This is a genomic window from Serinicoccus profundi, from assembly GCF_008001015.1.
In the GTDB taxonomy this organism is placed as follows: Bacteria; Actinomycetota; Actinomycetes; order Actinomycetales; family Dermatophilaceae; genus Ornithinicoccus; species Ornithinicoccus profundi.
Map to the genome: position 1 here is coordinate 416,972 of NZ_CP042862.1, position 22,449 is coordinate 439,420.

Sequence of the window (22,449 nt, forward strand, 5' to 3'; positions counted from 1 at the left end):
GCGTCGACCGCGGTTGGCGACGCCGCCTCCGCGCCCTCGGCCCCATCTGACGCGGCGCGGACCTGACAGACGCATTTCAGAGAGGTACCCCGTGAAGCTTCACCGCTTTGGTCCCGCCGTCGCCGTTGCGATGGCGGCCTCCCTCACGCTTGCTGCCTGCGGCAACGACGACCCCACCGCCAACGCGGAGGGCGGCTCCGGCTCCGAGGACTCCAGCGCGGAGGAGGGCGGCTCCGAGGAGATGTCCGGCGACGTGCTCGCCTCCGGCGCCTCCTCGCAGGAGGCCGCGATGACCGCCTGGATCGCCGGTTACAGCGAGGTCCAGCCCGAGGTCACCCTGCAGTACAACTCCGTCGGGTCCGGCGCCGGCCGGGAGAACCTCATCGCCGGCGCCTCCGACTTCGTCGGTTCCGACGCCTACCTCGACGAGGAGGAGCGCGAGGCCGTCAAGGAGTCGTGCGGTGAGGGTGGCGCCTTGCACATCCCGGTCTACATCTCCCCGGTCGCCGTGCCCTACAACCTGCCCGGTGTCGACAACCTGCAGCTCTCGGCCGACACGCTGGCCCAGATCATGAACCAGGACATCACGACCTGGAACGACCCGGCCATCGCCGAGGACAACCCCGACGCCGAGCTGCCCGACACCGAGATCACCGTCGTGCACCGCTCCGACGACTCGGGCACGACCGAGAACTTCATGGAGTACCTCTCGGCCGCCGCCCCCGACTCCTGGCCGCACGAGGCGGACGCCGCCTGGCCGGTCCCGGCCGAGGCCGCCGCGCAGAACACCGGCGTCATCCAGGTGATCAATGACAACGAGGGCACCATCGGGTATGCCGACGCCTCGGTCGTCACCGGCCAGTCCGCCGCGGTGGGCGTCGGCGAGGAGTTCGTCGACTTCTCCCCGGAGGCCGCCGCCAAGGTGGTCGACGCCTCCGAGCCGGCCGACACCGGCGTCGAGGGCGACATGGCCCTGGAGCTGGCCCGCGACACCACCGAGTCCGGTGCCTACCCGATCGTCCTGGTCAGCTACCACATCGCCTGCACCTCCTACGACGACCCGGAGCGGGCCAACCTCGTCAAGGACGTCCTGACCTACGTCGTCTCCGAGGAGGGCCAGCAGGCGGCGGCCGACGCCGCCGGCTCCGCGCCGATCTCCGCGGACACCCGCGAGAAGGCGTTGGCCCTCATCGACACCATCCAGGGCGGCTGACACCTGAGCGTCCGACCTGGCACCATGGACCGGCGGTCGACCTCGCGTCGACCGCCGGTCGGGCCGCGTCTCTCCCCTCTCTCCTCCCGTGAAGGAACCCCATGAACGCGAAGGCCCCTGCCACGCCCACGCGGCGTGACCGCGGCAGCGCCCGTGCGGTGCGACGTCCCGGAGACCTGTTCTTCTCCGGCGCCTCCGTCGGCTCCGCGGTCCTCATCCTGCTCATCCTGGCCGGCGTCGCCCTCTTCCTCGTCGTCGAGGCCATCCCGGCGCTCACCGCGCCCCACGGAGGAGATCAGCGGTGGCCGTGGCTTCTGGTCCTACGTCGCCCCCCTGGTCTTCGGCACCGTCGTCGCCTCGCTCATCGCCATGGTCCTCGCGACCCCGATCGCGGTGGGGATCGCGCTGTTCGTCTCGCACTACGCGCCCCGCCGGCTGGGCAAGAGCATCGGCTTCGTCATCGACCTGCTGGCGGCCGTCCCCTCCGTCGTCTTCGGCATGTGGGGCATGGCGGTCTTCGCCCCGCGGCTGGTGCCCCTCTTCGACTGGCTGGAGAAGTACCTCGGCTTCGTCCCCATCTTCGCGGACGCGAGCTCGACCGGCCGCACCCTGTTCACCGCCTCGATCGTGCTGGCGGTGATGATCCTGCCCATCATCACCTCGGTGTCCCGCGAGGTCTTCCTGCAGACCCCGCGCCTGCACGAGGAGGCCGCGCTCGCCCTCGGCGCCACCCAGTGGGAGATGATCCGCACCGCGGTCCTGCCGTTCGGGATGCCTGGCGTCATCGGCGGGACGATGCTCGGCCTGGGCCGGGCGCTGGGGGAGACGATGGCGGTGGCGATCATCCTTGCCCCCGGCGTCTTCACCTGGAACCTCATCGGCAACGGCAACTCCACGATCCCGGCCGAGATCGCCCTGAACTTCCCCGAGGCAGCCGGGTTGCGCCTGTCCGAGCTCATCGCGGCCGGGCTGGTGCTCTTCGTCATCACCCTCGGGGTCAACCTCTTCGCCCGATGGATCGTGGACCGTCGCGCCGAGTTCTCCGGAGCCAACTGATGAGCACGCCTACCCAGACCCCCGCCTCACCACCCTCCGGTGGCGACATCCACCACTCCCGGCTGGACGACGTCAGCGGCATCGTGCCCTCGCAGGTGCACCCTGCCGGGCGTCGCCCGGCGATCGTCATCGCGAGCCTGGCCGCCGTGCTGGCCCTGGTGCTCTGGCTCGGCCTCGGCCTCCACGTCGCCGCGGCTCTGCTCCTGTCCTTCGTGCTCTACCTCGGCGCGATCTACGCGACCTACCGCCGGATCGGTGGGGCGCGGGTCGCCGTCGACCACCTCGTCCGCAGCCTGGTCTACTTCGCCTTCGTCTGCGCAGTCGTGCCGCTGGCCTCGGTGCTGTGGACGGTGATCGGCCAGGGGGCTGGCCGCGCCTTCGACCCCGACTTCCTCAACCAGACGATGAACGGCGTCACCGGGCTCAACGACCAGGAGTATGCCGAGGGCAGCGCAGGCTTCGTGGGCGGTGCCTACCACGCCATCATGGGCACGCTGCTCATCACCGGCCTGGCCACCCTCATCTCGGTCCCGATCGGCATGTTCACCGCGATCTACCTCGTCGAGTACGGCGCCGGCGGGCGGCTGGGCCGGGGCATCCGCTTCCTCGTCGACGTCATGACCGGCATCCCCTCGATCGTCGCCGGCCTCTTCGCCTTCGCCCTCTTCACCCAGATCTTCGGGATCCGGGACGCCAAGATGGGTCTGGCCGGAGCGGTGGCGCTGTCGGTGCTCATGATCCCGACGGTGGTGCGCAACAGCGAGGAGATGCTGCGCATCGTGCCCAACGAGCTGCGCGAGGCCGCCCTGGCGCTGGGGGTGCCCAAGTGGCGCACCATCGCCAAGGTGGTCCTGCCGACGGCGGCCTCCGGGCTGGCCTCCGGCGTGACCCTGGCCATCGCCCGCGTCATCGGCGAGACGGCGCCCCTGCTCGTGGCCATCGGCTACGCGCGCGGCCTCAACTGGAACCCCTTCGACGGCCCGATGAACACCCTGGCCGTCTACGCCTACTTCATGTTCACCAAGCCGCTCAGCCCGGCGGTGCGGGAGCCGAGCCTGGAGCGCGCGTGGGCCGCCGCGCTGCTGCTCGTCCTGCTCGTCATCGCCCTCAACCTGCTCGCCCGGCTCATCGCCACGCTGTTCGCGCCGAAGACCGGCCGCTGACCACAGGAGACACTGCATACCCATGTCCAAGCGCATCGACGTCACCGACCTCGACATCTTCTACGGCGACTTCCACGCCGTGAAGGACGTCACCATGTCGATCGAGCCCCGCTCGGTCACCGCCTTCATCGGCCCCTCCGGCTGCGGCAAGTCGACCTTCCTGCGGACCCTCAACCGCATGCACGAGGTCATCCCGGGTGCCCGGGTCGAGGGTCAGGTCGCCATCGACGGCCAGAACCTCTACGACCGCACGGTGGACCCGGTGGACGTGCGGCGCCAGGTCGGCATGGTCTTCCAGCGGCCCAACCCGTTCCCGACGATGTCCATCAAGGAGAACGTCCTCGCCGGGGTGCGGCTCAACAGCAAGCGCATCTCGGGCAAGGCCGCCGACGAGCTCACCGAGAAGGCGCTGCGCGGGGCCAACCTGTGGAACGAGGTCAAGGACCGGCTCGACAAGCCCGGGTCGGGCCTGTCCGGTGGTCAGCAGCAGCGGCTGTGCATCGCCCGCGCGATCGCCATCCAGCCCGAGGTCATCCTCATGGACGAGCCGTGCTCGGCCCTGGACCCGATCTCGACCCTGGCGATCGAGGACCTCATCAACGAGCTCAAGGTCGACTACACCGTCGTCATCGTCACCCACAACATGCAGCAGGCCGCGCGGGTGTCGGACAAGACCGGCTTCTTCAACCTCGAGGCGACCGGCAAGCCCGGCGAGCTCGTGGAGTACGACTCCACCCAGAACATCTTCAACAACCCCAGCCAGCAGGCGACCGAGGACTACATCTCCGGCCGCTTCGGCTGATCCGCACGGCGCCCGCCCGGCGGCGGCGTCGCAGCAGTCACAGCAGCACCGTGGTGCCGGGACATGAGGATCTGCGGGGGATCCTGACGCAGGCAGATCCTCGTTTCCCGGCAGGTGGGTGCGGGTGGGATGAGTGTGACTGGGCCAACCGCGGCACGGGCCCGGTCGGATCAGGAGCCGCCGTGCCGGTGGACGCACGCGTCGCGCGTCAGGTCGGCACCCCGACCGGCCGTCGGATGGCGCGACGGCCGTGGGGACCGTGCGTGATACTGGGCGTATGAAGTCACTGGTCGGACGGCATACGCGCACCCGGGGCGTGGGGGCGGTGCTCGCGGCGACCGCGCTCGTCCTCGTGGGTTGCAGCGACGACACCGAGGAGACCGCGACCACCTCGGCGCCACCTCCACCCACGGCCGCCGACCGGCTCGCCCAGGCGCACGACGTCCTCGTGGAGGCGGGCTCGGTGAGCATGACGCTGGCCGGTGCGGACCTGCCCGAGGACGAGACGTCCTACATCATCAGCGCCGAGGGCTCGGGGACGATGGAGCCCCCGGCCTTCGACGGCACGATCACCGCCGTCGTCGCGGGCGTGCAGGCGGACATCCCGACGGTCGCGCTGGACGGCGAGCTGTGGGTGAAGCTCCCCTACGTCCCCGCCCACGTCAACACCGACCCCGCCGAGCTGGGCGTGCCCGACCCGGCGACCCTCTTCGACCCCGAGGTGGGACTGGTCGGTCTGCTCGACCAGACGGGGGACCCAGAGTTCGGCGAGCGGGCCCGGGCCGGGTCGGAGGTCGTGCAGGAGGTCGTCGGGACGCTCCCCGGCGAGGCGGTGACCGACCTGCTCTACGTCGGTGACGCGGAGTCCGACTTCGACGTGACCTACGGCCTGGTCGAGGAGTCCTGGGAGGTGCGCAGCGTGGAGATCACCGGCCCCTTCTACCCGCCGACCACCTCGACCTACACCGTGACCCTGGACGCCTACGGCGAGCCGGTCACCGTGACCAAGCCCTGAGGATGCCGGGCGAGCAGCCGGTAGCTCCCGGAGACGCCGCCGGCCCGGGAGGGCCGCGGCAGGATCGCCCGGCGCGCGGGGCCCGCGCCCTGCTCACGGTCGCCGCGCTCGCGGTCGCGCTGGCCGCCGCCGACACCTACGTCGTCGTCCTCGCCCTGACCGACATGATGGCCGGGGTCGGGGTGGGCATCGAGTCGCTGCAGCGCGGAACGCCCATCATCTCCGGCTTCCTGCTCGGCTACATCGCCGTGCTGCCGCTCATCGGCCGACTGTCCGACCTCGTGGACCGGCGGCGCATCCTGCTGTGGTGCCTGGTGATCTTCGTCATCGGCTCGGCGGTCACCGCAGCGGCGGTCGAGCTGCCGGTCATGGTCGGCGGGCGCTTCCTGCAGGGCCTGGGCGGTGGCGGGCTGGTGCCCGCGACCCTCGCCCTCGTGGCGGATCTGTGGCCACCCGGACGACGAGGTATGCCGCTCGGCATCGTCGGCGCCGTCCAGGAGCTCGGCTCGGTGCTCGGTCCGCTGCTCGGTGCGCTGGTGCTCGCGGTCGCCGGCTGGCGCGAGATCTTCTGGCTCAATGTCGCGCTCGGCCTCCTGGCGCTGCTCGGCGTGGCCCTCATCCGCACCCCCACCCCCGACCCCACCCCCCACCGAGCGCCCACCCCCGACCAAGCGCCCATCCCCGACCGAGCGCCGCAGATGGTTGCTCCCACCCCCGACCGAGCGCCGCAGATGGTTGCTCACGGGGCCACCGAGCGTCGCAGATGGTGGGTGACGGGCACGGCATACCTCCTCGCCGCCCTCGCTGCCGCGCTCTGGACTCTCACCCTCTGGGCCCCGCAGGCGCTGACGACCTCGATCGAGCTGGGGCTGCCGTTCGTCCCGCTCGATCCGGACTCGACCTCCCGGGTGGCGACGCCGATCGGGCTCGCCGCCGCAGCCGTCAGCCTGCTGCTCGTGCTCCTCACGCTGCCGCGCTGGCTGCCGCTGCTGCTCCGTGCCGACCTGCTGGGGGCGACCTTCGTGGCGGTGGCGCTCGGCTCGCTCGTCCTGACCTTCTCGACCGCGAACCCCGAGACCGAGGTGCTCGGCCCCTGGGGGGTATGGCTGCTGCCGCTCGGGGCTGCCGCCACGCTCGCCTTCCTCCTCCGGCAGCGGTTCGCAGCCCACCCGCTCATCCCGTCAGGCGTCGTGCGCCGCCGCGTCTGGCCGGCGCTCGGGGTCAGCCTGCTGGTCGGCGCGGCGATCGTGGCGGTGGTCGTCGACGTGCCGCTGCTCTCCCGGCTCACCCAGGGCACCGACGAGACCGACGCCGCCCTCGTGCTCGTGCGCTTCCTCGTCGCCGTGCCGGTCGGTGCGCTGCTCGGCGGGTGGATGCTGCGCCGGGTCGGGCCCGCGCTGGTCGCTGCCACGGGCCTGGCGATCGCGGCCGTGTCGATCTTCGCGATGGCGCGCTGGGAGCGCGCCTCGCTCGAGGAGCTCGTCGGCACCACCCTCGCGCTCGTCGGCGCCGGTCTCGGCGTGGGGCTGGCCATCGCGCCGGTCAACGACGCCGCGCTCGCCGACGCCCGCGAGGACGGCCACGGCACGGTGAGCTCACTGGTCGTCGTCGCCCGCATGGTCGGCATGGTGGTCGGCCTGGCGCTGCTCACCTCGCTCGGTCTGCGCCGCTTCCACCTCGAGGTCGGCACGCTCGCCGACCCCACCGACACCGACGCCCTGCTCGACGCCGCCGTGGTGCAGGTGCAGACCGTCCTCACCGGAGCGGGGTATGCCGCCGCGCTGGCGGCCCTGCTCGCGCTCGGCCTGGGGTTCCGCGCGGTCGGCGGGACCAGTCACCGACCACCGCCTCCCTGAGCGATCAGTCCTCGGGGGTGCCCTGGTGGAAGCGCTGCTGCCACTGCTGGCCGGTGCGCTGCCACAGCGAGCTGCGCAGGGCGCCGGCCCCGTCCCCAGTGCTGCGCCACACCAGCAGGATGACATCGCTGCCCAGACGGTGGGTGCCGACGACCTCGAGGTCCACCGGCCCGGGCAGCGGGGCGATCTGCGCGAGCATCTCCTCGCGCGTCCACAGCCGCCCCGACCGGCCGATCTCCTGCCACGCGGGGTGCAGCAGCCCGGCGACGCCAGCCGGGTCGGCCCGCACCTCGTCAGTGAGCAGCGAGCGCTCCAGGGCCACGACCTGGTCCTCGTCGCTCACCTCCTCGGCCAGCGAGAAGAGGTCGGCCTCGGGCTCCCGGCCGGTCACGACGAACGCGTGCTCGGACCGCCCCCCGCCGTCCGCGGGCGATCCGGCGAAACCGGGACCCGCCTCGGGCTCCCGGCCCGCGGCATACGCCTGGGCGGCGGCGTTGGCGAGCCGGTCGGCCGCCTCGTTGAGCTCGTGCCCGGCGTGCCCCTTGACCCACTGGAAGCGCACGTTGGGCCGCATCGCCGCGTCCAGCGCCTTCATGATCTCGACATTGGCCACGGGCTTGCCGTCGCCCTTGCGCCAGCCCTTGCGCTTCCACCCCGGCATCCACTGGGTGATGGACTTGATGGCGTACTGCGAGTCGCAGTAGACGAGCAGGTCCTCCTCGACGTCGGCGGTCTGCTGGAGCAGGTCCAGCACCGCAGTGAGCTCGCCCATGTTGTTGGTGCCGCGCTCCCACCCGCCGCTGGCCCAGCGCTCGTCGTCGATGAACCATCCCCACCCGGCCGGGCCGGGATTCCCGAGAGCAGATCCGTCAGCGCCGGCAACCAGAGTCATGGCGGCAACCCTAGACGCAGCGAGGCCCCGGGCCGCGCCAGCGCCCCGGGGGTCGCTGCCGGGTCGCCTGCGGGCAGGCCGCCGCCCCACCCACCCCCTACCCTGGGGGTATGAGCGACACCCTGCACCTCGTCGGCGAGGCCGAGGCCGACCGCATCCTCTCCGAGCATCCCTTCGCGCTGCTGACCGGCATGCTGCTCGACCAGCAGATCCCGATGGAGGTCGCCTTCGACGGCCCTCGCAAGATCGTGGAGCGGCTCGGCTCGATCGATCCGGCGGTCATCGCCGCGACCGACGCCGAGGAGTTCATCGCGCTCTGCGCGACGCCGCCGTCGGTCCACCGGTTCCCCAAGTCCATGGGCCAGCGGGTGCACGATCTGGCGACCTCGGTGGTCCAGGACTACGACGGCGACACCGCCGCGATCTGGACCGACGGCGACCCTGATGGCGCGGAGGTCCTCAAGCGGCTCAAGGCGCTGCCCGGCTTCGGTGACCAGAAGGCCAAGATCTTCCTCGCCCTGCTCGGCAAGCAGCGTGGCCTCGCTGCCGACGGCTGGCGCGAGGCGGCGGGCGACTACGGCACGGACGGCGTGCACATGTCGATCGCCGACGTCACCAGTGCCGCCTCGCTCCAGCAGGTCAGGGCCTACAAGAAGGAGAAGAAGGCCGCCGCCAAGGCTGCCAAGGCGTGACCGCTCACGCCCCCGAACCTCCCGTCCCGCCGGAGCAGCCGGCGACGCGCACCCCGTCGGTGTGGTCCGCGCCCGGCATGGTCGCGCTCGGTCTCGTGGCGCTCATCGGCTTCTCCGGGTATGCCGCGCTGCTGCCGGTCGCGCCGCTGTGGGCGGTCGAGGGCGGGGCCGACAGCGGGGGAGCCGGGCTGGTCAACTTCGTCCTGCTCGGGATGACGGTCGCGACGCAGTTCGCCGTGCCCTGGTCGATCAGCCGGGCCGGGTGGGCCTGGGTGCTGTCGCTGGGCATGGTCTTCCTCGGGGTCCCCTCCCTGCTGCACGGCCTCACCGACGCGCTCCTGCCCACGCTGGCGCTGTCGGCCGTGCGCGGCATCGGCTTCGGCATCCTCACCGTCGCCGCCAACGCCGCCGCCGTGCTCCTCGTCGAGCCCTCGCGCCGCGGTGCGGCCGTCGGGGCATACTCCGCCGCCCTGTCGATCCCCAACGTCATCTTCATGCCGCTCGGGGGCTGGGCCGCCTCGGCGCTCGGCTTCTGGCCGGTCTTCGTCGTCGGTGCGCTGCCGCTGCTCGGCATCCCCGCCTGCCTCGAGGTCGCCCGGCACCTGCCCGCGCGCGCCACCCACGACCCGAGGCACCCCGCGGCGGACGAGCCCGAGGCCACGACCAGCACCTACCTGGCGCTGCTGCGGCCCACGATCATCCTGCTGGCCGTCACCCTCGCCGGCGGCGCGGTCATCACCTTCGCCCCGCAGCTGGTGGCGCAGCCGTGGCTCTCGGCGGCCGGCCTCTTCGCGATGGGGGTGGTCTCGGCCATCACCCGGTGGCGCATCGGCACCGTCACCGACCGGATCGGCGTGGACCGCCTCGTGGCGCCCTTCGTCGTGCTCACCGCCGTGGTCTTCGGGGTGATGGCCCTCCTCGTGCGGGACGAGGTGACCTCCGCGCAGGCCGCCGCCTGGATCGCGACGTGCGCCGTGGTGGGCCTGTGCTACGGCGCGCTGCAGAACCTCACGATGCTCCAGGCCTTCGCCGCCGCCGGGCCGCGCCGGGTCGGCACGGCCAGCACCGTGTGGAACGCCGGCTTCGACTCCGGCACGGCCACCGGTGCCCTGCTCGTCGGCTGGGTGGCCGTCGGCGCCGGCTTCGGCTGGGGTATGGCGCTCGTCGCCCTCATCTCCCTCCTCACCCTCCCGCTCGCCCTGGTCCGCACCCGCGCCTGACCAGCCCGACCCCATACCCACGCCGGCCCCGCCCCACCCCTCCCGGAGCCGGACCGACCACGGGATAGCACGACCTCCATCGGCAAACTTCCCGATGAAGCCCGTGCTATCCCGTGGTCACTCCCGGAGGGTCAGGGGGCTGTCGGCCGCACGTCGAGGACCACCGGGGCGTGGTCGCTCGCGCCCTTGCCCTTGCGCTCCTCGCGGTCGATGAAGGCCCCCTCGACGCGGGCGGCCAGCGCCGGCGACCCCAGGCAGAAGTCGATGCGCATCCCGCGCCGCTTGGGGAAGGCCAGCTGGGTGTAGTCCCAGTAGGTGAAGGTGCCCGGCCCGGGCGTGTGCTCGCGGGTGACGTCGGCATACCCCGCCTCGACCACGCCGCGGAAGGCCGCCCGCTCCGCGTCGCTGGTATGCGTCTTGCCCTCGTAGTAGGAGACCGACCAGACGTCCTCGTCGAGCGGCGCGATGTTCCAGTCGCCCATGAGCGCGATCGGCGCGTCACCGTCCCCGGCCAGCCACCCCTGCCCCGCCTGGCGCAGCGCCTCCAACCACGCCAGCTTGTAGTCCAGGTGGGGGTCGTCCAGCGAGCGCCCGTTGGGGACGTAGAGGCTCCACACCCGCACCCCGCCGCAGGTCGCCCCGAGCGCGCGCGCCTCGCGCACCGGGTCCGCCTCGCCCGAGCTCCACGTCGGCTGCCCCGGGAAGCCGATCTCGACATCCTCCAGCCCCACCCTGCTCACCACGGCGACGCCGTTCCACTGGTTGAGCCCGACGTGCGCCACCTCATACCCCGCCTCCTCGAAGGGCAGGAGCGGGAACTGGTCGTCCCTGCACTTGGTCTCCTGCAGGGCCAGCACGTCGACGTCGTGCCGCTCCAGGAAGGCGACCGCCCGGTCGACGCGGGTCCGGATACTGTTGCAGTTCCACGTGGCGATGCGCATCGGGTCAGCCTATGCGCCCGGCCCGACGCTCCCGGCGGCCCGACATCCGCCGACATCGGTGCCACCGAAAACCTCGACGACAGGTGAGACGCCGCCGCACCGAGGCGCCGGACGTCTCTCACCCCCGACCCCGGAAAGAGGTGGCCGTCCATGGTCATGGGACTCCCGGCGCACCCGCTCCTCGTCCACTTCGCCATCGTCCTGCTCCTCCTCGCCGCGGGCGCCCAGGTGCTCGCGGTCGCCGTGCCTCGTTTCCGGCGCTGGTTCGACTGGGGTATGCCGCTGCTCGCCGGCGCCGGCGCGGTGTCCGGGCGGGTGGCGCAGAGCTACGGCGAGATCCTCATGGGCACGGGCGGAGGCAGCCAGGCGCTGGTCGAGCACCAGCAGTGGGGGGCTCAGGCCGGGCTGGCCGGCCTGGTGCTCGGCGGCCTCAGCATCCTGCACTGGGTCGTGACCTCGGAACGGGGTCGCTCGCGCTGGGCGGCGCGCTGGCCGGGATGGGTCGGGACCGGCCTCGGGGTGCTGGCCGCGCTCGTGGCGGTCTGGACGGTCGTCGTCGTCACCCTCGCCGGGCACAGCGGCGCCACGTCGGTCTGGGGAGGCTGACCCGGCCCGGCCAACCACTGACCGAGACCTGAGCTCATCAGGGTCGGGTGATCTGCTTCACCGCGCGCAGGTATGCCGCCCGCACGACCGGGGCCGCCAGCGCCGCGAGGGCGTCGGGCACCCCGGTCACGGCATACCTCTGCTCCCAACGCAGCCGGGTGTCGGGGCCGGCGGGGCGCAGGGTGGCGGTGATCCGGCCGCCGAGGGGCCGGCCCACCTTGTCGACGACGGCACGGTGGTGGGGCTCCCACTCACGGACGTGCATCTCGTCGTCGACCCGCAGCGGGCCCAGACGGGTGCGGGCCACGAAGTCGGCGCCCGCGCCCAGCGGGCCGCCGAGGGTCGTGGTGAGGGGGATCGCCGCCGTGTGCCGGTCGAGGTCCCACAACCGCGCCCACACCTGCTCGGGGGAGCCGGGGACCAGCACGTCGAACCAGAACTCGGCCATGCCTCACCCTAGGCCACAGGGTGCCTACGATGCAGGGATGAGCACACCCGCCCTCGGGGCACACGTCGAGCAGTCCGACCCGATCGCCGAGGCGCAGGCCCGGCGGGCGCCGCTGGTGCAGTTCTTCCTCGGGGACCCGCAGGGCTACAAGGGCCCTGAGGTGCGCTACCCCGGCGGCGCGGAGGCGTTGCGGACCGCGGCGCAGGAGGCCGGCGTCGACCTCTACGTCCACGCGCCCTACATCGTCAATGTCGCCACCCTCAACAACCGGATCCGCATCCCCTCGCGCAAGCTCCTCCAGCAGCACCTGGACACCGCGACCGAGATCGGCGCCAAGGGGCTCATCGTCCATGGCGGCCACGTCGGGGCGCAGGACGACCCGGAGAAGGGCTACGACAACTGGCGCAAGGCGATCGAGTCGCTGACCATCGGCGACACCCCTGTCCTCATCGAGAACACCGCTGGCGGCGACAACGCCATGGCCCGCCACCTGGACCGCATCGCCCGGGTGTGGGACGCGGTCGGGGCCGCGGAGGGCGCCGACAAGGTCGGGTTCTGCCTCGACACCTGCCACGCCTGGGCCGGGGGCATCGCGCTGGACGACGTCGTCGACCGGGTGCTCGCGATCACCGGCCGCATCGACCTCGTGCACGCCAACGACTCCCGCGACGCGGCCGGCTCGGGCGCCGACCGGCACGCCAACCTGGGTGCGGGGCAGGTGCCGCCGGACGAGCTGGCCGACGTCGTCCGGGCCGCCGGTGCGCCCGTGGTGGTGGAGACACCCGGCGGGGCGAGCGAGCACGTCGCCGACCTCGACTGGCTGCGCGAGCACCTCTAGCCTGGCGCCACCGCATACCCTGGGGCCCATGGGAACAGCGCTGGTGACCGGAGCCTCGGCGGGACTCGGACGGGAGTTCGCGGGCCAGCTCGCGGGGCGCGGCCACGACCTCGTCCTCGTCGCCCGCGACGAGGCGCGGCTGCGCGCCCTCGCGGACGAGCTCAGTGCCCGGTATGCCGTCGACGTCGAGGTCCTGGCGGCCGACCTGTCCGATCGCGCTGCCCTCGCCACGGTCGCCGCTCGCGTGGCCGACCGTGACCGCCCGGTCGACCTGCTCGTCAACAACGCGGGCTTCGGGAGCCGCCGCGGCTTCGTCCGGGGTGAGCTCGCCGAGGAGGAGGCCGCGCTGGACGTCATGGTGCGCGCGGTCATGGTCCTCTCGCACGCCGCGGGCGGTGCCATGCGCGAGCGTCGTCGGGGGGCCATCCTCAACGTCTCCTCGGTCGCGTCCTTCGCGGTCATGGGGCACTACTCGGCGATCAAGTCCTACGTCACCGTCTTCTCCGAGGCCCTCGCGACCGAGCTGGCGCCGCACGGTGTCGCGGTGACGGCGCTGTGCCCGGGGTTCGTGCGCACCGAGTTCCACCAACGCGCCGAGATGAACATGGCCCGGCTGCCGGACGCGCTCTGGCTGGACGCGGCCGAGGTGGTGCGGGCGGGCCTCGACGACGTCGCCCGGGGCTCGGTCGTGTCGGTGCCCTCGGTGCCCTACACCGCCCTTGTGGGTGTGCTGCGGGTCCTGCCTCGTCGGGTCACCCGGTCGGTCGCCAGCTCTCTCGCGACGCGGCGGCGAGCCGGCGCACGGCGGGGATGACCCGCCGGGGCCGGCTGGCCGCCGCGCTCGTGGTGCTCCTGGCCAGTGGCGGGGCCCTGGTCTGGCAGGGCAGCCACCGGCAGGTCCTGCTGCACCAGGAGGCGGTCACCGTGGACGCCTGGGGCGAGCTCGTCGAGGTGGCGCCCGGACGCTCGGCCGACGGGTGGCTGCCGTTGTCCACCGACCCCGAGACCGTGCCCCTCGAGGTGTCGGTGCTCGCCGCCCGCGAGGCCGGGGTGCAGGCGTGGCTCGCCTCCGGGTGGGTGCCCGACCCGGCCGACCCGCACGCGGCGATGGTGCGCACGGCCCTGCGCGATCTGCATACCCTCACCGCACCGGCGGGCGCCGCTCCCGGGGCCGTGCTGGCGGGAGCCTCGCCCGCCTGGCGCTTCGTCTGGCCGCGGGACGCCTCGTGCGTCGCGGTGGCGCTGGCCCGGACGGGCCACCAGCAGGACGCTCTCGACACCCTGCTCCTGCTGCAGGAGCTGCAGGCCGACGACGGGTCGCTGCAGGCGCGCTACCTGCCGGCCGGCGACGGCGGGGTGCCGGACGACCGGCCCGCCCAAGAGGACGGCCCGGGGTGGGTGCTGTGGGCGGCTGTCGAGGTGATCGAGTCGGGTATGCCGTCCGGCGGGTCCGCGGCGGCGACGCCGCAGGCACGGCGCGGGTCGGGTGCGTCCGCCGCGTCGCAACGGGAGGTGGCCGCCCAGCTGACGCCGCTGGTGGTGCGCTCGGCGAGTCGACTGCTGGAGCGCACCGACCCCGCGACCGGGCTGCCGCGCCCCTCACCGGACTACTGGGAGCGGCCGGAGGAGCACCTCACGCTGGGGATCGCCGCCACGAGCCTCATGGGGCTCGAGGCCGCAGCGGAGCTGCACGCGCGCGGCCTGGTGCCGGACGTGGCGTGGCTGGACGGCGGGGTCGACCCGGCTGCCCTCGCCCCGCGGCTGCGGGACTCCCGGGCCCGGATCGAGGCGGACTTCGGGCCCGGCTTCCCCCGCCACGTCGGCGGCCGCCCCGACGCCGCGGTCACCCTGCTGCTCCGCCCTTCGTCGACGAGCCGGTCCGCGGGGCGGACGCCGCGCGGCGGCGCTCCCAGGCGGCCAGGCCCGGCCGGCCGGGGGAGTGGCGCCGGTGCCGGGTGGCGCAACGACGGGGTGAGCTGGACCCCGCAGACGGCGCTGCAGGCGGTGGCGGCAGCCCACAACGCCCACCCGGAGGAGGCCGCCCGGTGGGTCACCTGGCTGGACGAGCACCGCACCGACGCCGGCGCGCTGCCCGAGAAGGTCCTGCACGACGGCGACCCGGCGGCCGTGGCCCCGCTCGCGTGGACCGCGGCCCTGGTCGTGCTCGCGCTCCGACCGGGGGCCGCTGGCTAGGGTGGGTGCCATGACGAGCTCCCGCGACCTGCTCCTCGACCACATCACCGACCTGGCGATCGTCCACGGCCGGGTGACCCTGTCCTCCGGCGCGGAGGCCGACTACTACGTCGATCTGCGCCGGGTGACGCTGCACGGCGAGGCCGCCCCGCTGGTCGGCGAGGTCATGCTCGACCTGGTCGACGACCTCGAGGTGGACGCCGTCGGCGGCCTCACCATGGGCGCCGACCCGGTCGCGGCCGCGATGCTGCACGCCGCGGCCCGACGCGACGGCCGACCGCTCGACGCCTTCGTCGTGCGCAAGGCCGAGAAGGCCCACGGGCTGCAGCAGCGCATCGAGGGGCCGGCCATCGCCGGTCGCCGGGTCGTCGTCGTGGAGGACACCTCGACGACGGGCAACTCCCCGCTCACCGCGGTCGAGGCCGTCCGGGACGCCGGTGCCGAGGTGGTCGCGGTCGTCGTCATCGTGGACCGCGCGAGCGGCGCCCAGGAGAGGGTCGAGGAGCAGGGGATCGAGTACCGCGCGGCCTACTCGCTGGGGGACCTCGGCCTGTAGCCGGTCACCAGTCACGGCGAGCAGACGCCGACGGGGCCCGCCGCCAGGTGGCGACAGGCCCCGTCGGGCGTGGCTCAGCTCAGCGCTGGCGACGGTCCCAGTGTGCGAAGCCAGCGGCCCGCGCCGCCTCCTCGTTCTCGAACCACACCTCCGCGCGCACGCCGTCGTAGCTCGGCGAGTCGGGCGTGTGGAAGAGCATCGACCCGGCGTTGCCCTTGACCGTCCAGCCGGAGGGCCCGGAGCCGTCCTCGAGGGGCTCGGCCGAGCCCGCGCCGTAGATCGACTCCGCGAAGACCGGCGCCTCGTCACCGGTGGCCGACGAGCCGTCGTCGGTCACGGGGGTGGCGGTGTCGGCCGTCTCGGTGGAACCCCAGGTGTCGTCCTGGCGCTCCTGCTGACCAGCTCCCGCGGCCCCGGCAGCAGCAGCCACCCCGGCCGCGCCCGCGCCGGCAGCACCGGTGGAGGCCCAGGCGTCGTCCTGGTCGCGGCTCTGGCCCTGGAGGTCGTCGCCGGCGTAGGTGCCGCCGTCGTCGCCGGCGTAGGTGCCGCGGTCGTCGGTGACCGGGGTGGCGGTGTCCGCAATGTCCGGGGTCGTCCAGGTATTCTGGCCCGTGCCCTGGAGGTCGTCACCGGCGAAGGTGCCGCGGTCGTCGGTCACCGGGGTGGCGGTGTCCGCGGTGTCCGGGGTGACCCACGTGTCGTCGGGGCTCCCGTCCTGGCCCTGGAGGTCGTCACCGGCGTAGGTGTCGCGGTCGTCGGTCACCGGGGTGGCCGGGTCGGCGGTGTCCGGGGTGCCGGTCTCGCTCCACAGGTCGGGCTGACGCTCGTCGTCCGCCGCGTCGATCGCACCCGCTCCGGCTGCACCTGCTCCGGCAGCGCCAGCGGCACCGGCGGTGCCCCAGCCGTCGTCCGAGCGGCGCTCGTCGTCCCCGGCGTCACCGTGGTCCTCGGTCGCAGCGAACTCATCGCTCCGGCCCACGCCTGCATCGCCATCGTCGTAGGTGCCGAGGTCGTCGCGACCACGCTCGCCCTCACCCATGGCCACGGCGTCACCCTGGTCGGCGCGGTAGGTGGTCGCGTCGTCCCCGACGGGGTACTCCTGGGTCGAGCCCCCACCCTGCGAGGCCAGCACCTCATCGGCGGTGAGCGGCTCGTCGCTCGCCCCGGCGTCGATCTGCTCGTCGGAGAGGGGCTGCACGCCCTGGTCCTGGGTCATCGAGCGGCCGTCGGCGTCGTCCTGGTAGGTCGCCGCGCCCTCCTGGTAGGTCGACTCGTCCTCGTAGGCCGAGCCGTCCTGGGCGACCGGGTCGACACCCTGCGCGTCCCGCAGCGTGTCGTCCTGCCCGTCCCGGTGCGCAGCGGCTGCCGTGGCTCCGCCCGCTGCCCCGGTGGCACCGATCGCGGCGGCCTCGCGCCAGCGGCCGGGGTCGTCCTCGCCGTCGGCGGTCGCGTCGGGCGTCCCGTCGAAGGTCGGCTCCTGGGTCCCGTCACCGACCGGCTCCTGCGGCTGGGCGTCGTAGCGCGACTCGGCCGAGGTCAGCGGGGCGGAGTCCTCGTGCGTCGGCTCCAGGTGAGCGTCCGGCTCCTGGTGGGCGTCCGTCGCCCGGTGCGCATCGGCGCCCTGGTGCGTCTCGGTCCCGCCGACGGGCTCACCCATCGGGGCCGGTCCGGTCTGCCCGGTCACCTGGTGGTCCGCGTCACGGTCCAGGTGGGCGTCGCGACCCGCGCCATCGCGGTGCAGGTCCTCGCTCAGCGCGGGGTCGGTGGTCGTGCCGGCCCCGGTGGTCGTGGTGTCGCGGGCGTCGTGGCTGCCGATCTCGTCACGGTCACGGTCGCGGGCGTCGAGCGCCGCGTCCCCGTCGTCGCCAGGGCGGCGCAGCAGCCAGAAGACGACGATGCCGATGAGGAGCAGCAGCAGGATCAACAGGATCCAGGCGGTTGGGCTGTCCATCGTGGTCCCTCCGTTCGGCGGCCCGTTGCGGGGCCGCATGTCGGGTCTGTGGCGGGCTGGTGCCCGCGACCGACCTCCACCGTAGTGCGAAACCTGCAGGTCGGCCATGGCAGCGGGACGCTGCGGTGCGACAATCCTGCGGATGAGCGAGCCGAGCGAGCCTCCCGTGGGTGTGGGCCCCTGGGCCGGACCGTGGCCGACGACGGCCTCCGGTGAGCTGCCGGCGCACCTCGACCCGGAGCTCCTGACGACCGGCGACCGGCGCAACGTGCTCGACCGTTACCGCTACTGGAGCCACGAGGCGGTGGTCGCCGACCTCGACACCCGCCGCCACGGCTTCCACGTCGCGATCGAGAACTGGGGGCACGACTTCAACATCGGGTCGGTGGTGCGCACCGCGAACGCCTTCAACGCCGCGGCGATCCACATCGTCGGACGGCGTCGGTGGAACCGGCGCGGGGCGATGGTCACCGACCGCTACCTCCACGAGCATCACCACGCCGACGTCGCGGGCCTGCTCACCTGGGCGCGCGAGAACGGCCTGCCCGTCCTCGGCGTCGACAACGTCCCCGGCTCCGTGCCGCTGGAGGGGTATGCCGTGCCCCGCGACTGCGTGCTCTTCCTCGGCCAGGAGGGGCCCGGTCTGAGCGCCGAGGCGGTCGAGGGCTGCCAGGACGTCCTGGCGATCACGCAGTACGGCTCCACGCGGTCGGTCAACGCGGGCGCGGCGGCGGCCATCGTCATGTACCACTGGGCGCTGGAGCACGCCGGCGACCTGACACCATGAGCGGATGCGCCGTAACCTCACCGCCGACCTGACCGCCACCGTGACCAGCCCGGTCGAGGCCACCATCGGGGTGACCGTCGCCGACCAGGTGACCCGTGGCGAGGAGCGCTTCTCGGTCACCCTCGACGGAGCGCCGGTCGAGGTGCAGGACGTCCTCGACGAGGCGTCCGGCACCCGGTGGCACGTCGTGCGTGACGTGGCCCCGGGGGAGCTGGCCGTGAGCTACGCCGCGACGGTCACCGACGGGGGCGCCGCCGCCGCGGTGAGCCCGCTGGAGCGCATCCACTACGTCCGCCCCAGCCGCTACGTCGACCTCGACCGCCTGGAGTCCGTCGCGCGGGCCGAGGTGGGCGACGTGGTCGGCGAGCAGGGGGTGCTCGACGTCGCCGCGTGGGTGCACGACCACGTCCGCTACGTCATCGGATCCTCCACGGTCACCGACGGCGCCAGCGACACCTACCTCGCCCGGCGGGGTGTCTGCCGCGACTTCGCCCACCTGACGCTCGCGCTGCTCCGGGCGCGCGGCATACCGAGCCGTCTCGTCGCCTGCTACGCCCCCGGGCTCTCCCCGATGGACTTCCACGCCGTCGTCGAGGCCGCGGTCGAGGACCGCTGGGTGGTGGTCGACCCCACCCGCCTGGCGCCGCGGGAGTCCCTCGTGCGCATCTGCGCGGGGGCCGACGCGAGCGAGACGTCCTTCCTCACCGTGCACTCCGGCGGGCTGACCTTCCGGACCCTCAAGGTCAGCGCTGCCGTCGACGGCGACCTGCCGACCGACGACCACCAGGGCACGGTGTCGATCGGCTGAGACCGACCGGCCTCAGGGCCGCAGGGCCGTGAGCTCCACCTCGACGAACATCGAGCTGCTCTTGGTGCCGGTGTAGATCCCGCGCAGCGGCGGGACGTCGCCGTACTCCCGGCCCTTGGCGACCTCGACGTGCCGCCCGCCGGGCTGGATGGCGTTGGTCGGGTCCATGCCCACCCATTCGCCGTCCCACCAGCGCACCCACGCGTGCGACTCCCCGGTGTAGGGGGTGCCGATCTCCGGCTCGCGGGCCGGCAGGAGGTAGCCGCTGACGTAGCAGGCGGGGATGCCGACCGCCCGCAGGCAGCCGATCGTGAGGTTGGACATGTCCTGGCAGACGCCCGAGCGGTTGGCCCACGCCTCCGAGGCGCGGGTGTGCACCCCGGTCGACCCGGAGACGTACTCCATCTCGTCGTGGACGAGCTCGACGACCTCGCGGGCGCAGTCGCCCGGGGTCGCGCTGCGCCCGGCGATCTCCTCGACCCTGGCCTTGAGCTCGGCCGGGGGCTCGACCATGGGCGACTGCAGGAGGTACTCGCTGAGGTCGTCGAAGACCTCCGAGCTGCGCACGGCGTCCCAGCCGAGGCCGTGACCGGTGACCTCCGGGCGCTGCACGTCGACGGTGGCGGAGGCGGTGACCGCCAGCCGCGGGTGCGGCTCGTGCACCTCGAACTGCGTCACCGTGGTGCCCCAGTAGTCGGTGTAGGTGTTGGTCCACGCCGTGGGGGAGATGTCGACCTTGGTATGCAGCACCGCCTGGTGCAGGGTCGAGCGCGGCGACATCCGGGCCTCGTTGAAGGAGTGCGAGGCCATGCCGGCGTACTCGTAGCCGGTGCGGTGCACGATCCGGAGCAGCATCAGCGCACCCCCGCCCGCCAGACGGACGCGCCGGCGCCGTCGAAGTAGTGGTCGGACACGGCGTCGTTGACCGCGCTGCAGGTGCGCTGCAGCCGGCTCATCCGCTCGGGCAGGTGGGCCATGGTCTCCTCCAACGATCCGAACTCCAGCTCGGCCCGGGCCCGGCCCAGCGCGCGCAGCGCCTCACCGGTCAGGCCGGTCCGACGACCACCGGTCGTCGACTCCAACGAGGCCAGGGCGTCCTCGGCGGCCTGCAACGACACGAGCACCGAGCGGGGGAACATCCGGTCGAGCAGCAGGAACTCGGCCGCCTGGGCGTCGGTCGCCGCGCCGCGGTAGGTGCGGATGAACGCGTGGTGGGCCCCGCAGGCGCGCAGGGTCTGCGTCCAGGCATACGGGCTCTCGGCGTTGTAGGCCGCGGACTCGATGATCCGCGAGGTCATGTCGACCCGCTCCAGCTGCCGGCCGAGCATCATGTACTGCCAGCCCTCGTCATGGGTCATCGTCGTGTCCGCGATGCCTCCGACGACGGCGCAGCGCTCGCGGACCAGCTGGCAGGCGCGGTGCGCGGGGACGTGCTGCAACCGGTTGCCGCGCATCATGTTCCAGGTGGTGTTGACCGCCTCCCACATCTCCAGCGACACCGTCTCGCGGGAGCGGCGGGCGCTCTCGCGCGCGCCGTAGAACGCGGCGACCATGGAGGTGAGGGAGGTCTCGTCCCAGCCCAGGAGCTGCAGCACGGTCTGGTGGTCGGGGCTGGCCTCGCCGTCGATGCCCATGACCCGCAGCAGGACCTCGCTGGTGGCCTCCTCGTCGACGACGGGGTCCTCCAGCAGCAGGGTGAGGTGCACCTCGAGCAGGCGCGAGGTGTCCTCGGCGCGCTCGAGGTAGCGCCCGATCCAGAAGAGCGACTCGGCGATCCGGCTCAGCACGGTCCCACCTCCTGGTCCGCGAGCTGCTGCTGTTGTTGCTGCTCCTGCTCGGCCGGCTCGGCCTCCGAGCGCTTGAGCGCGACCTGGGGGGCGGTGCCGATCTGCACCTGGCGCTGCGCGCGGGGCTCGACGCGGGTGCGGCGGCCGTCGCCGGAGAGCACCCAGGTGTCCTTGGACCCGCCGCCGCGGCTGGAGTTGACGATGAGCTCGCCCTCGCCCAGCGCGACCCGGGTCAGGCCGCCGGGCAGGACCCAGACCTTCTCGCCGTCGTTGATCGCGAACGGTCGCAGGTCGACGTGCCGGGGTCGCAGCCCGTCGTCGACCATCGTCGGCACGGTCGAGAGCTGGACCACCGGCTGCGCGATCCAGCCGCGGGGGGAGGCGCTGACGGTCTCGCGCAGCTGGTCGAGCTCGGCCCTGCTCGCCTGCGGGCCGATGACGATGCCCTTGCCGCCCGAGCCGTCGACCGGCTTGAGCACGAGCTCGTCGAGGCGGTCCAGGACCTCCTCGCGGTGCGTCGGGTCCTCCAGCCGCCAGGTGTCGACGTTGGGCAGGATCGGCTCCTCACCCAGGTAGTAGCGGATGATGTCGGGCACGTAGGAGTACATCAGCTTGTCGTCGGCGACCCCGTTGCCGACGGCGTTGGCGATGGTGACGTTGCCCGCGCGGGCGGCGTTGAGCACGCCGGGGCAGCCGAGCACCGAGTCGTTGCGGAAGGCCACCGGGTCGAGGAAGTCGTCGTCGACGCGCCGGTAGATGACGTGCACCGGCTGCAGGCCGTGGGTGGTGCGCATGAGCACCCGCCCGCCCTGGGTCACCAGGTCGCGGCCCTCGACGAGGCGGCAGCCCATGAGCCGCGCCAGCAGCGAGTGCTCGAAGTAGGCCGAGTTGTAGGGCCCGGGGGTGAGCACGACGACCTCGGGGTCGGTGATGCCCGACGGTGCGGCCGCGCGCAGGGCCCGCAGCAGACGGCTGGGGTATGCCGCGACCGGCCGGATCCGGTGGGTCCCGACCACCTCGGGCAGGGTCGAGGTCATCGCCCGGCGGTTGGTGAGGACGTAGGACACCCCGCTGGGGATGCGGACGTTGTCCTCGAGCACGCGGAAGGCGCCCTCGCCGTCGCGGATGAGGTCGATCCCCGAGACGTGGACGCGCACGCCGTTGCCGGGCTGGATGTCGAAGGCGACCCGGTGGTAGTGGTTGCTCGTCGTGACGATGTGCCGGGGGATGACCCGGTCGGTGATGATCTGCATCGGGCCGTAGACGTCGGCGAGGAAGGCCTCCAGCGCGGTGACGCGCTGCGCCACCCCGGCCTCGACGTGGGACCAGGTCTGCGCGTCGATGACGCGCGGCACGATGTCGAGCGGGAAGGGCCGCTCCTCGCCCTCGTAGTCGAAGGTGACGCCCTGGTCGTGGTAGCTCTTGCTGACGTACTCGCCGCGGTTGCGGACGTCCTCGAGGCCGAAGGTGTCGAACTGCGTGGCGATCTGCTCGTAGCCGGGTCTGACCTCGCCGCGGTGGGCGACGGTCTCGTCGTAGATGGACGGCGTGGTCGGGTAGTCGGTGAACGCGCCTGTCATGGCGCAACCCTAGAGGAGGCCCCCCGCGCCCTGTGGAAGCATGGG

21 protein-coding genes and 1 pseudogene are annotated in these 22,449 nt (G+C 73.1%); 15 read left to right on the forward strand and 7 right to left on the reverse strand.

From position 1 onward, the window contains the following. The first annotated feature begins 130 nt into the window (after positions 1–130). The 6 genes and pseudogenes from pstS to FA582_RS01995 all read left to right on the forward strand — a co-directional run bounded on the left by pstS (position 131) and on the right by FA582_RS01995 (position 7,105). On the forward strand, positions 131–1,213 hold the full coding sequence (pstS, locus tag FA582_RS01970; protein ID WP_010148318.1) for a phosphate ABC transporter substrate-binding protein PstS: 1,083 nt from the start codon (positions 131–133) through the stop codon (positions 1,211–1,213). Positions 1,214–1,314: 101 nt separating this feature from the next. Next, positions 1,315–2,269 (forward strand): annotated as a pseudogene (pstC, locus tag FA582_RS01975) (phosphate ABC transporter permease subunit PstC). Next, positions 2,269–3,432: a phosphate ABC transporter permease PstA gene (pstA, locus tag FA582_RS01980; RefSeq protein ID WP_010148316.1), complete on the forward strand. Its 1,164-nt coding sequence runs from the start codon at positions 2,269–2,271 to the stop codon at positions 3,430–3,432. The pseudogene pstC and the gene pstA overlap by 1 nt, the downstream one beginning before the upstream one ends. Before the next feature lie 22 nt (positions 3,433–3,454). After that, the gene (pstB, locus tag FA582_RS01985) at positions 3,455–4,234 is read left to right on the forward strand and encodes a phosphate ABC transporter ATP-binding protein PstB (RefSeq protein ID WP_010148314.1); all 780 of its coding nucleotides are present in this window, start codon (positions 3,455–3,457) and stop codon (positions 4,232–4,234) included. A 277-nt stretch (positions 4,235–4,511) separates the two neighbouring features. Continuing rightward, the gene (locus FA582_RS01990; protein WP_081480596.1) at positions 4,512–5,249 is read left to right on the forward strand and encodes an LppX_LprAFG lipoprotein; all 738 of its coding nucleotides are present in this window, start codon (positions 4,512–4,514) and stop codon (positions 5,247–5,249) included. A 2-nt stretch (positions 5,250–5,251) separates the two neighbouring features. Beyond that, entirely contained in the window at positions 5,252–7,105 is a 1,854-nt protein-coding gene (locus FA582_RS01995; RefSeq protein ID WP_010148312.1) for an MFS transporter, read from the forward strand. A 4-nt stretch (positions 7,106–7,109) separates the two neighbouring features. Here the strand turns inward: FA582_RS01995 and FA582_RS02000 are convergent, their stop codons facing one another. Beyond that, positions 7,110–7,997, reverse strand: coding sequence for a ribonuclease HI family protein (locus tag FA582_RS02000; RefSeq protein ID WP_010148311.1), 888 nt, complete (start codon positions 7,995–7,997; stop codon positions 7,110–7,112). A gap of 110 nt (positions 7,998–8,107) precedes the next feature. On the opposite strand from FA582_RS02000, the gene FA582_RS02005 reads away from it, so the two are divergent. Next, positions 8,108–8,689 (forward strand): HhH-GPD-type base excision DNA repair protein, encoded by a 582-nt coding sequence (locus FA582_RS02005; RefSeq protein WP_010148310.1) that lies wholly within the window; start codon positions 8,108–8,110, stop codon positions 8,687–8,689. Then, the gene (locus FA582_RS02010) at positions 8,686–9,909 is read left to right on the forward strand and encodes an MFS transporter (protein WP_010148309.1); all 1,224 of its coding nucleotides are present in this window, start codon (positions 8,686–8,688) and stop codon (positions 9,907–9,909) included. The genes FA582_RS02005 and FA582_RS02010 overlap by 4 nt, the downstream gene beginning before the upstream one ends. A 131-nt stretch (positions 9,910–10,040) precedes the next feature. Here the strand turns inward: FA582_RS02010 and FA582_RS02015 are convergent, their stop codons facing one another. Continuing rightward, positions 10,041–10,850 carry an exodeoxyribonuclease III gene (locus tag FA582_RS02015; RefSeq protein WP_010148308.1) on the reverse strand — a complete coding sequence of 270 codons (810 nt, stop codon included), beginning with the start codon at positions 10,848–10,850 and terminating at the stop codon, positions 10,041–10,043. A 150-nt stretch (positions 10,851–11,000) separates the two neighbouring features. Between FA582_RS02015 and FA582_RS02020 the strand changes: the two genes are divergently transcribed. Continuing rightward, entirely contained in the window at positions 11,001–11,456 is a 456-nt protein-coding gene (locus FA582_RS02020) for a DUF2231 domain-containing protein (RefSeq protein ID WP_010148307.1), read from the forward strand. A 37-nt stretch (positions 11,457–11,493) separates the two neighbouring features. On the opposite strand, the gene FA582_RS02025 is transcribed toward FA582_RS02020, so the two are convergent. Next, the gene (locus FA582_RS02025; protein ID WP_010148306.1) at positions 11,494–11,904 is read right to left on the reverse strand and encodes an SRPBCC family protein; all 411 of its coding nucleotides are present in this window, start codon (positions 11,902–11,904) and stop codon (positions 11,494–11,496) included. A 37-nt stretch (positions 11,905–11,941) separates the two neighbouring features. On the opposite strand from FA582_RS02025, the gene FA582_RS02030 reads away from it, so the two are divergent. The 4 genes from FA582_RS02030 to pyrE are packed head-to-tail and all read left to right on the forward strand — an operon-like array spanning position 11,942 to position 15,491. Next, a complete protein-coding gene (locus FA582_RS02030; protein WP_010148305.1) occupies positions 11,942–12,742 on the forward strand; it encodes a deoxyribonuclease IV in 801 nt (266 codons plus the stop codon). 28 nt (positions 12,743–12,770) lie between these two features. Beyond that, on the forward strand, positions 12,771–13,556 hold the full coding sequence (locus FA582_RS02035) for an SDR family NAD(P)-dependent oxidoreductase (RefSeq protein WP_033229164.1): 786 nt from the start codon (positions 12,771–12,773) through the stop codon (positions 13,554–13,556). Further along, on the forward strand, positions 13,553–14,935 hold the full coding sequence (locus tag FA582_RS02040; RefSeq protein WP_147899722.1) for a glycoside hydrolase family 15: 1,383 nt from the start codon (positions 13,553–13,555) through the stop codon (positions 14,933–14,935). Before FA582_RS02035 ends, FA582_RS02040 begins: the two co-directional genes overlap by 4 nt. A 10-nt stretch (positions 14,936–14,945) precedes the next feature. Beyond that, the gene (gene pyrE, locus FA582_RS02045) at positions 14,946–15,491 is read left to right on the forward strand and encodes an orotate phosphoribosyltransferase (RefSeq protein WP_010148302.1); all 546 of its coding nucleotides are present in this window, start codon (positions 14,946–14,948) and stop codon (positions 15,489–15,491) included. A 79-nt stretch (positions 15,492–15,570) separates the two neighbouring features. On the opposite strand, the gene FA582_RS02050 is transcribed toward pyrE, so the two are convergent. Next, a complete protein-coding gene (locus tag FA582_RS02050) occupies positions 15,571–17,442 on the reverse strand; it encodes a sunset domain-containing protein (RefSeq protein WP_010148301.1) in 1,872 nt (623 codons plus the stop codon). Between the two features lie 142 nt (positions 17,443–17,584). Here FA582_RS02050 and FA582_RS02055 point away from each other — a divergent pair, with 142 nt between their 5' ends. Together FA582_RS02055 and FA582_RS02060 are read left to right on the forward strand one after the other, a co-directional pair. After that, a complete protein-coding gene (locus FA582_RS02055) occupies positions 17,585–18,229 on the forward strand; it encodes a TrmH family RNA methyltransferase (protein ID WP_010148300.1) in 645 nt (214 codons plus the stop codon). 4 nt (positions 18,230–18,233) lie between these two features. After that, positions 18,234–19,037 carry a transglutaminase-like domain-containing protein gene (locus FA582_RS02060; protein ID WP_010148299.1) on the forward strand — a complete coding sequence of 268 codons (804 nt, stop codon included), beginning with the start codon at positions 18,234–18,236 and terminating at the stop codon, positions 19,035–19,037. A 12-nt stretch (positions 19,038–19,049) separates the two neighbouring features. Here FA582_RS02060 and FA582_RS02065 read toward each other — a convergent pair whose 3' ends face one another. Genes FA582_RS02065 through FA582_RS02075 form a run of 3 tightly spaced genes read right to left on the reverse strand, consistent with a single transcriptional unit; the run spans position 19,050 to position 22,404 of the window. Beyond that, positions 19,050–19,892: a transglutaminase family protein gene (locus tag FA582_RS02065; protein ID WP_010148298.1), complete on the reverse strand. Its 843-nt coding sequence runs from the start codon at positions 19,890–19,892 to the stop codon at positions 19,050–19,052. Then, complete coding sequence (locus tag FA582_RS02070; RefSeq protein ID WP_010148297.1) at positions 19,892–20,824, reverse strand: alpha-E domain-containing protein; 933 nt, start codon at positions 20,822–20,824, stop codon at positions 19,892–19,894. The genes FA582_RS02065 and FA582_RS02070 overlap by 1 nt, the downstream gene beginning before the upstream one ends. Next, positions 20,818–22,404 carry a circularly permuted type 2 ATP-grasp protein gene (locus tag FA582_RS02075; protein WP_010148296.1) on the reverse strand — a complete coding sequence of 529 codons (1,587 nt, stop codon included), beginning with the start codon at positions 22,402–22,404 and terminating at the stop codon, positions 20,818–20,820. Before FA582_RS02075 ends, FA582_RS02070 begins: the two co-directional genes overlap by 7 nt. Positions 22,405–22,449 lie beyond the last annotated feature (45 nt).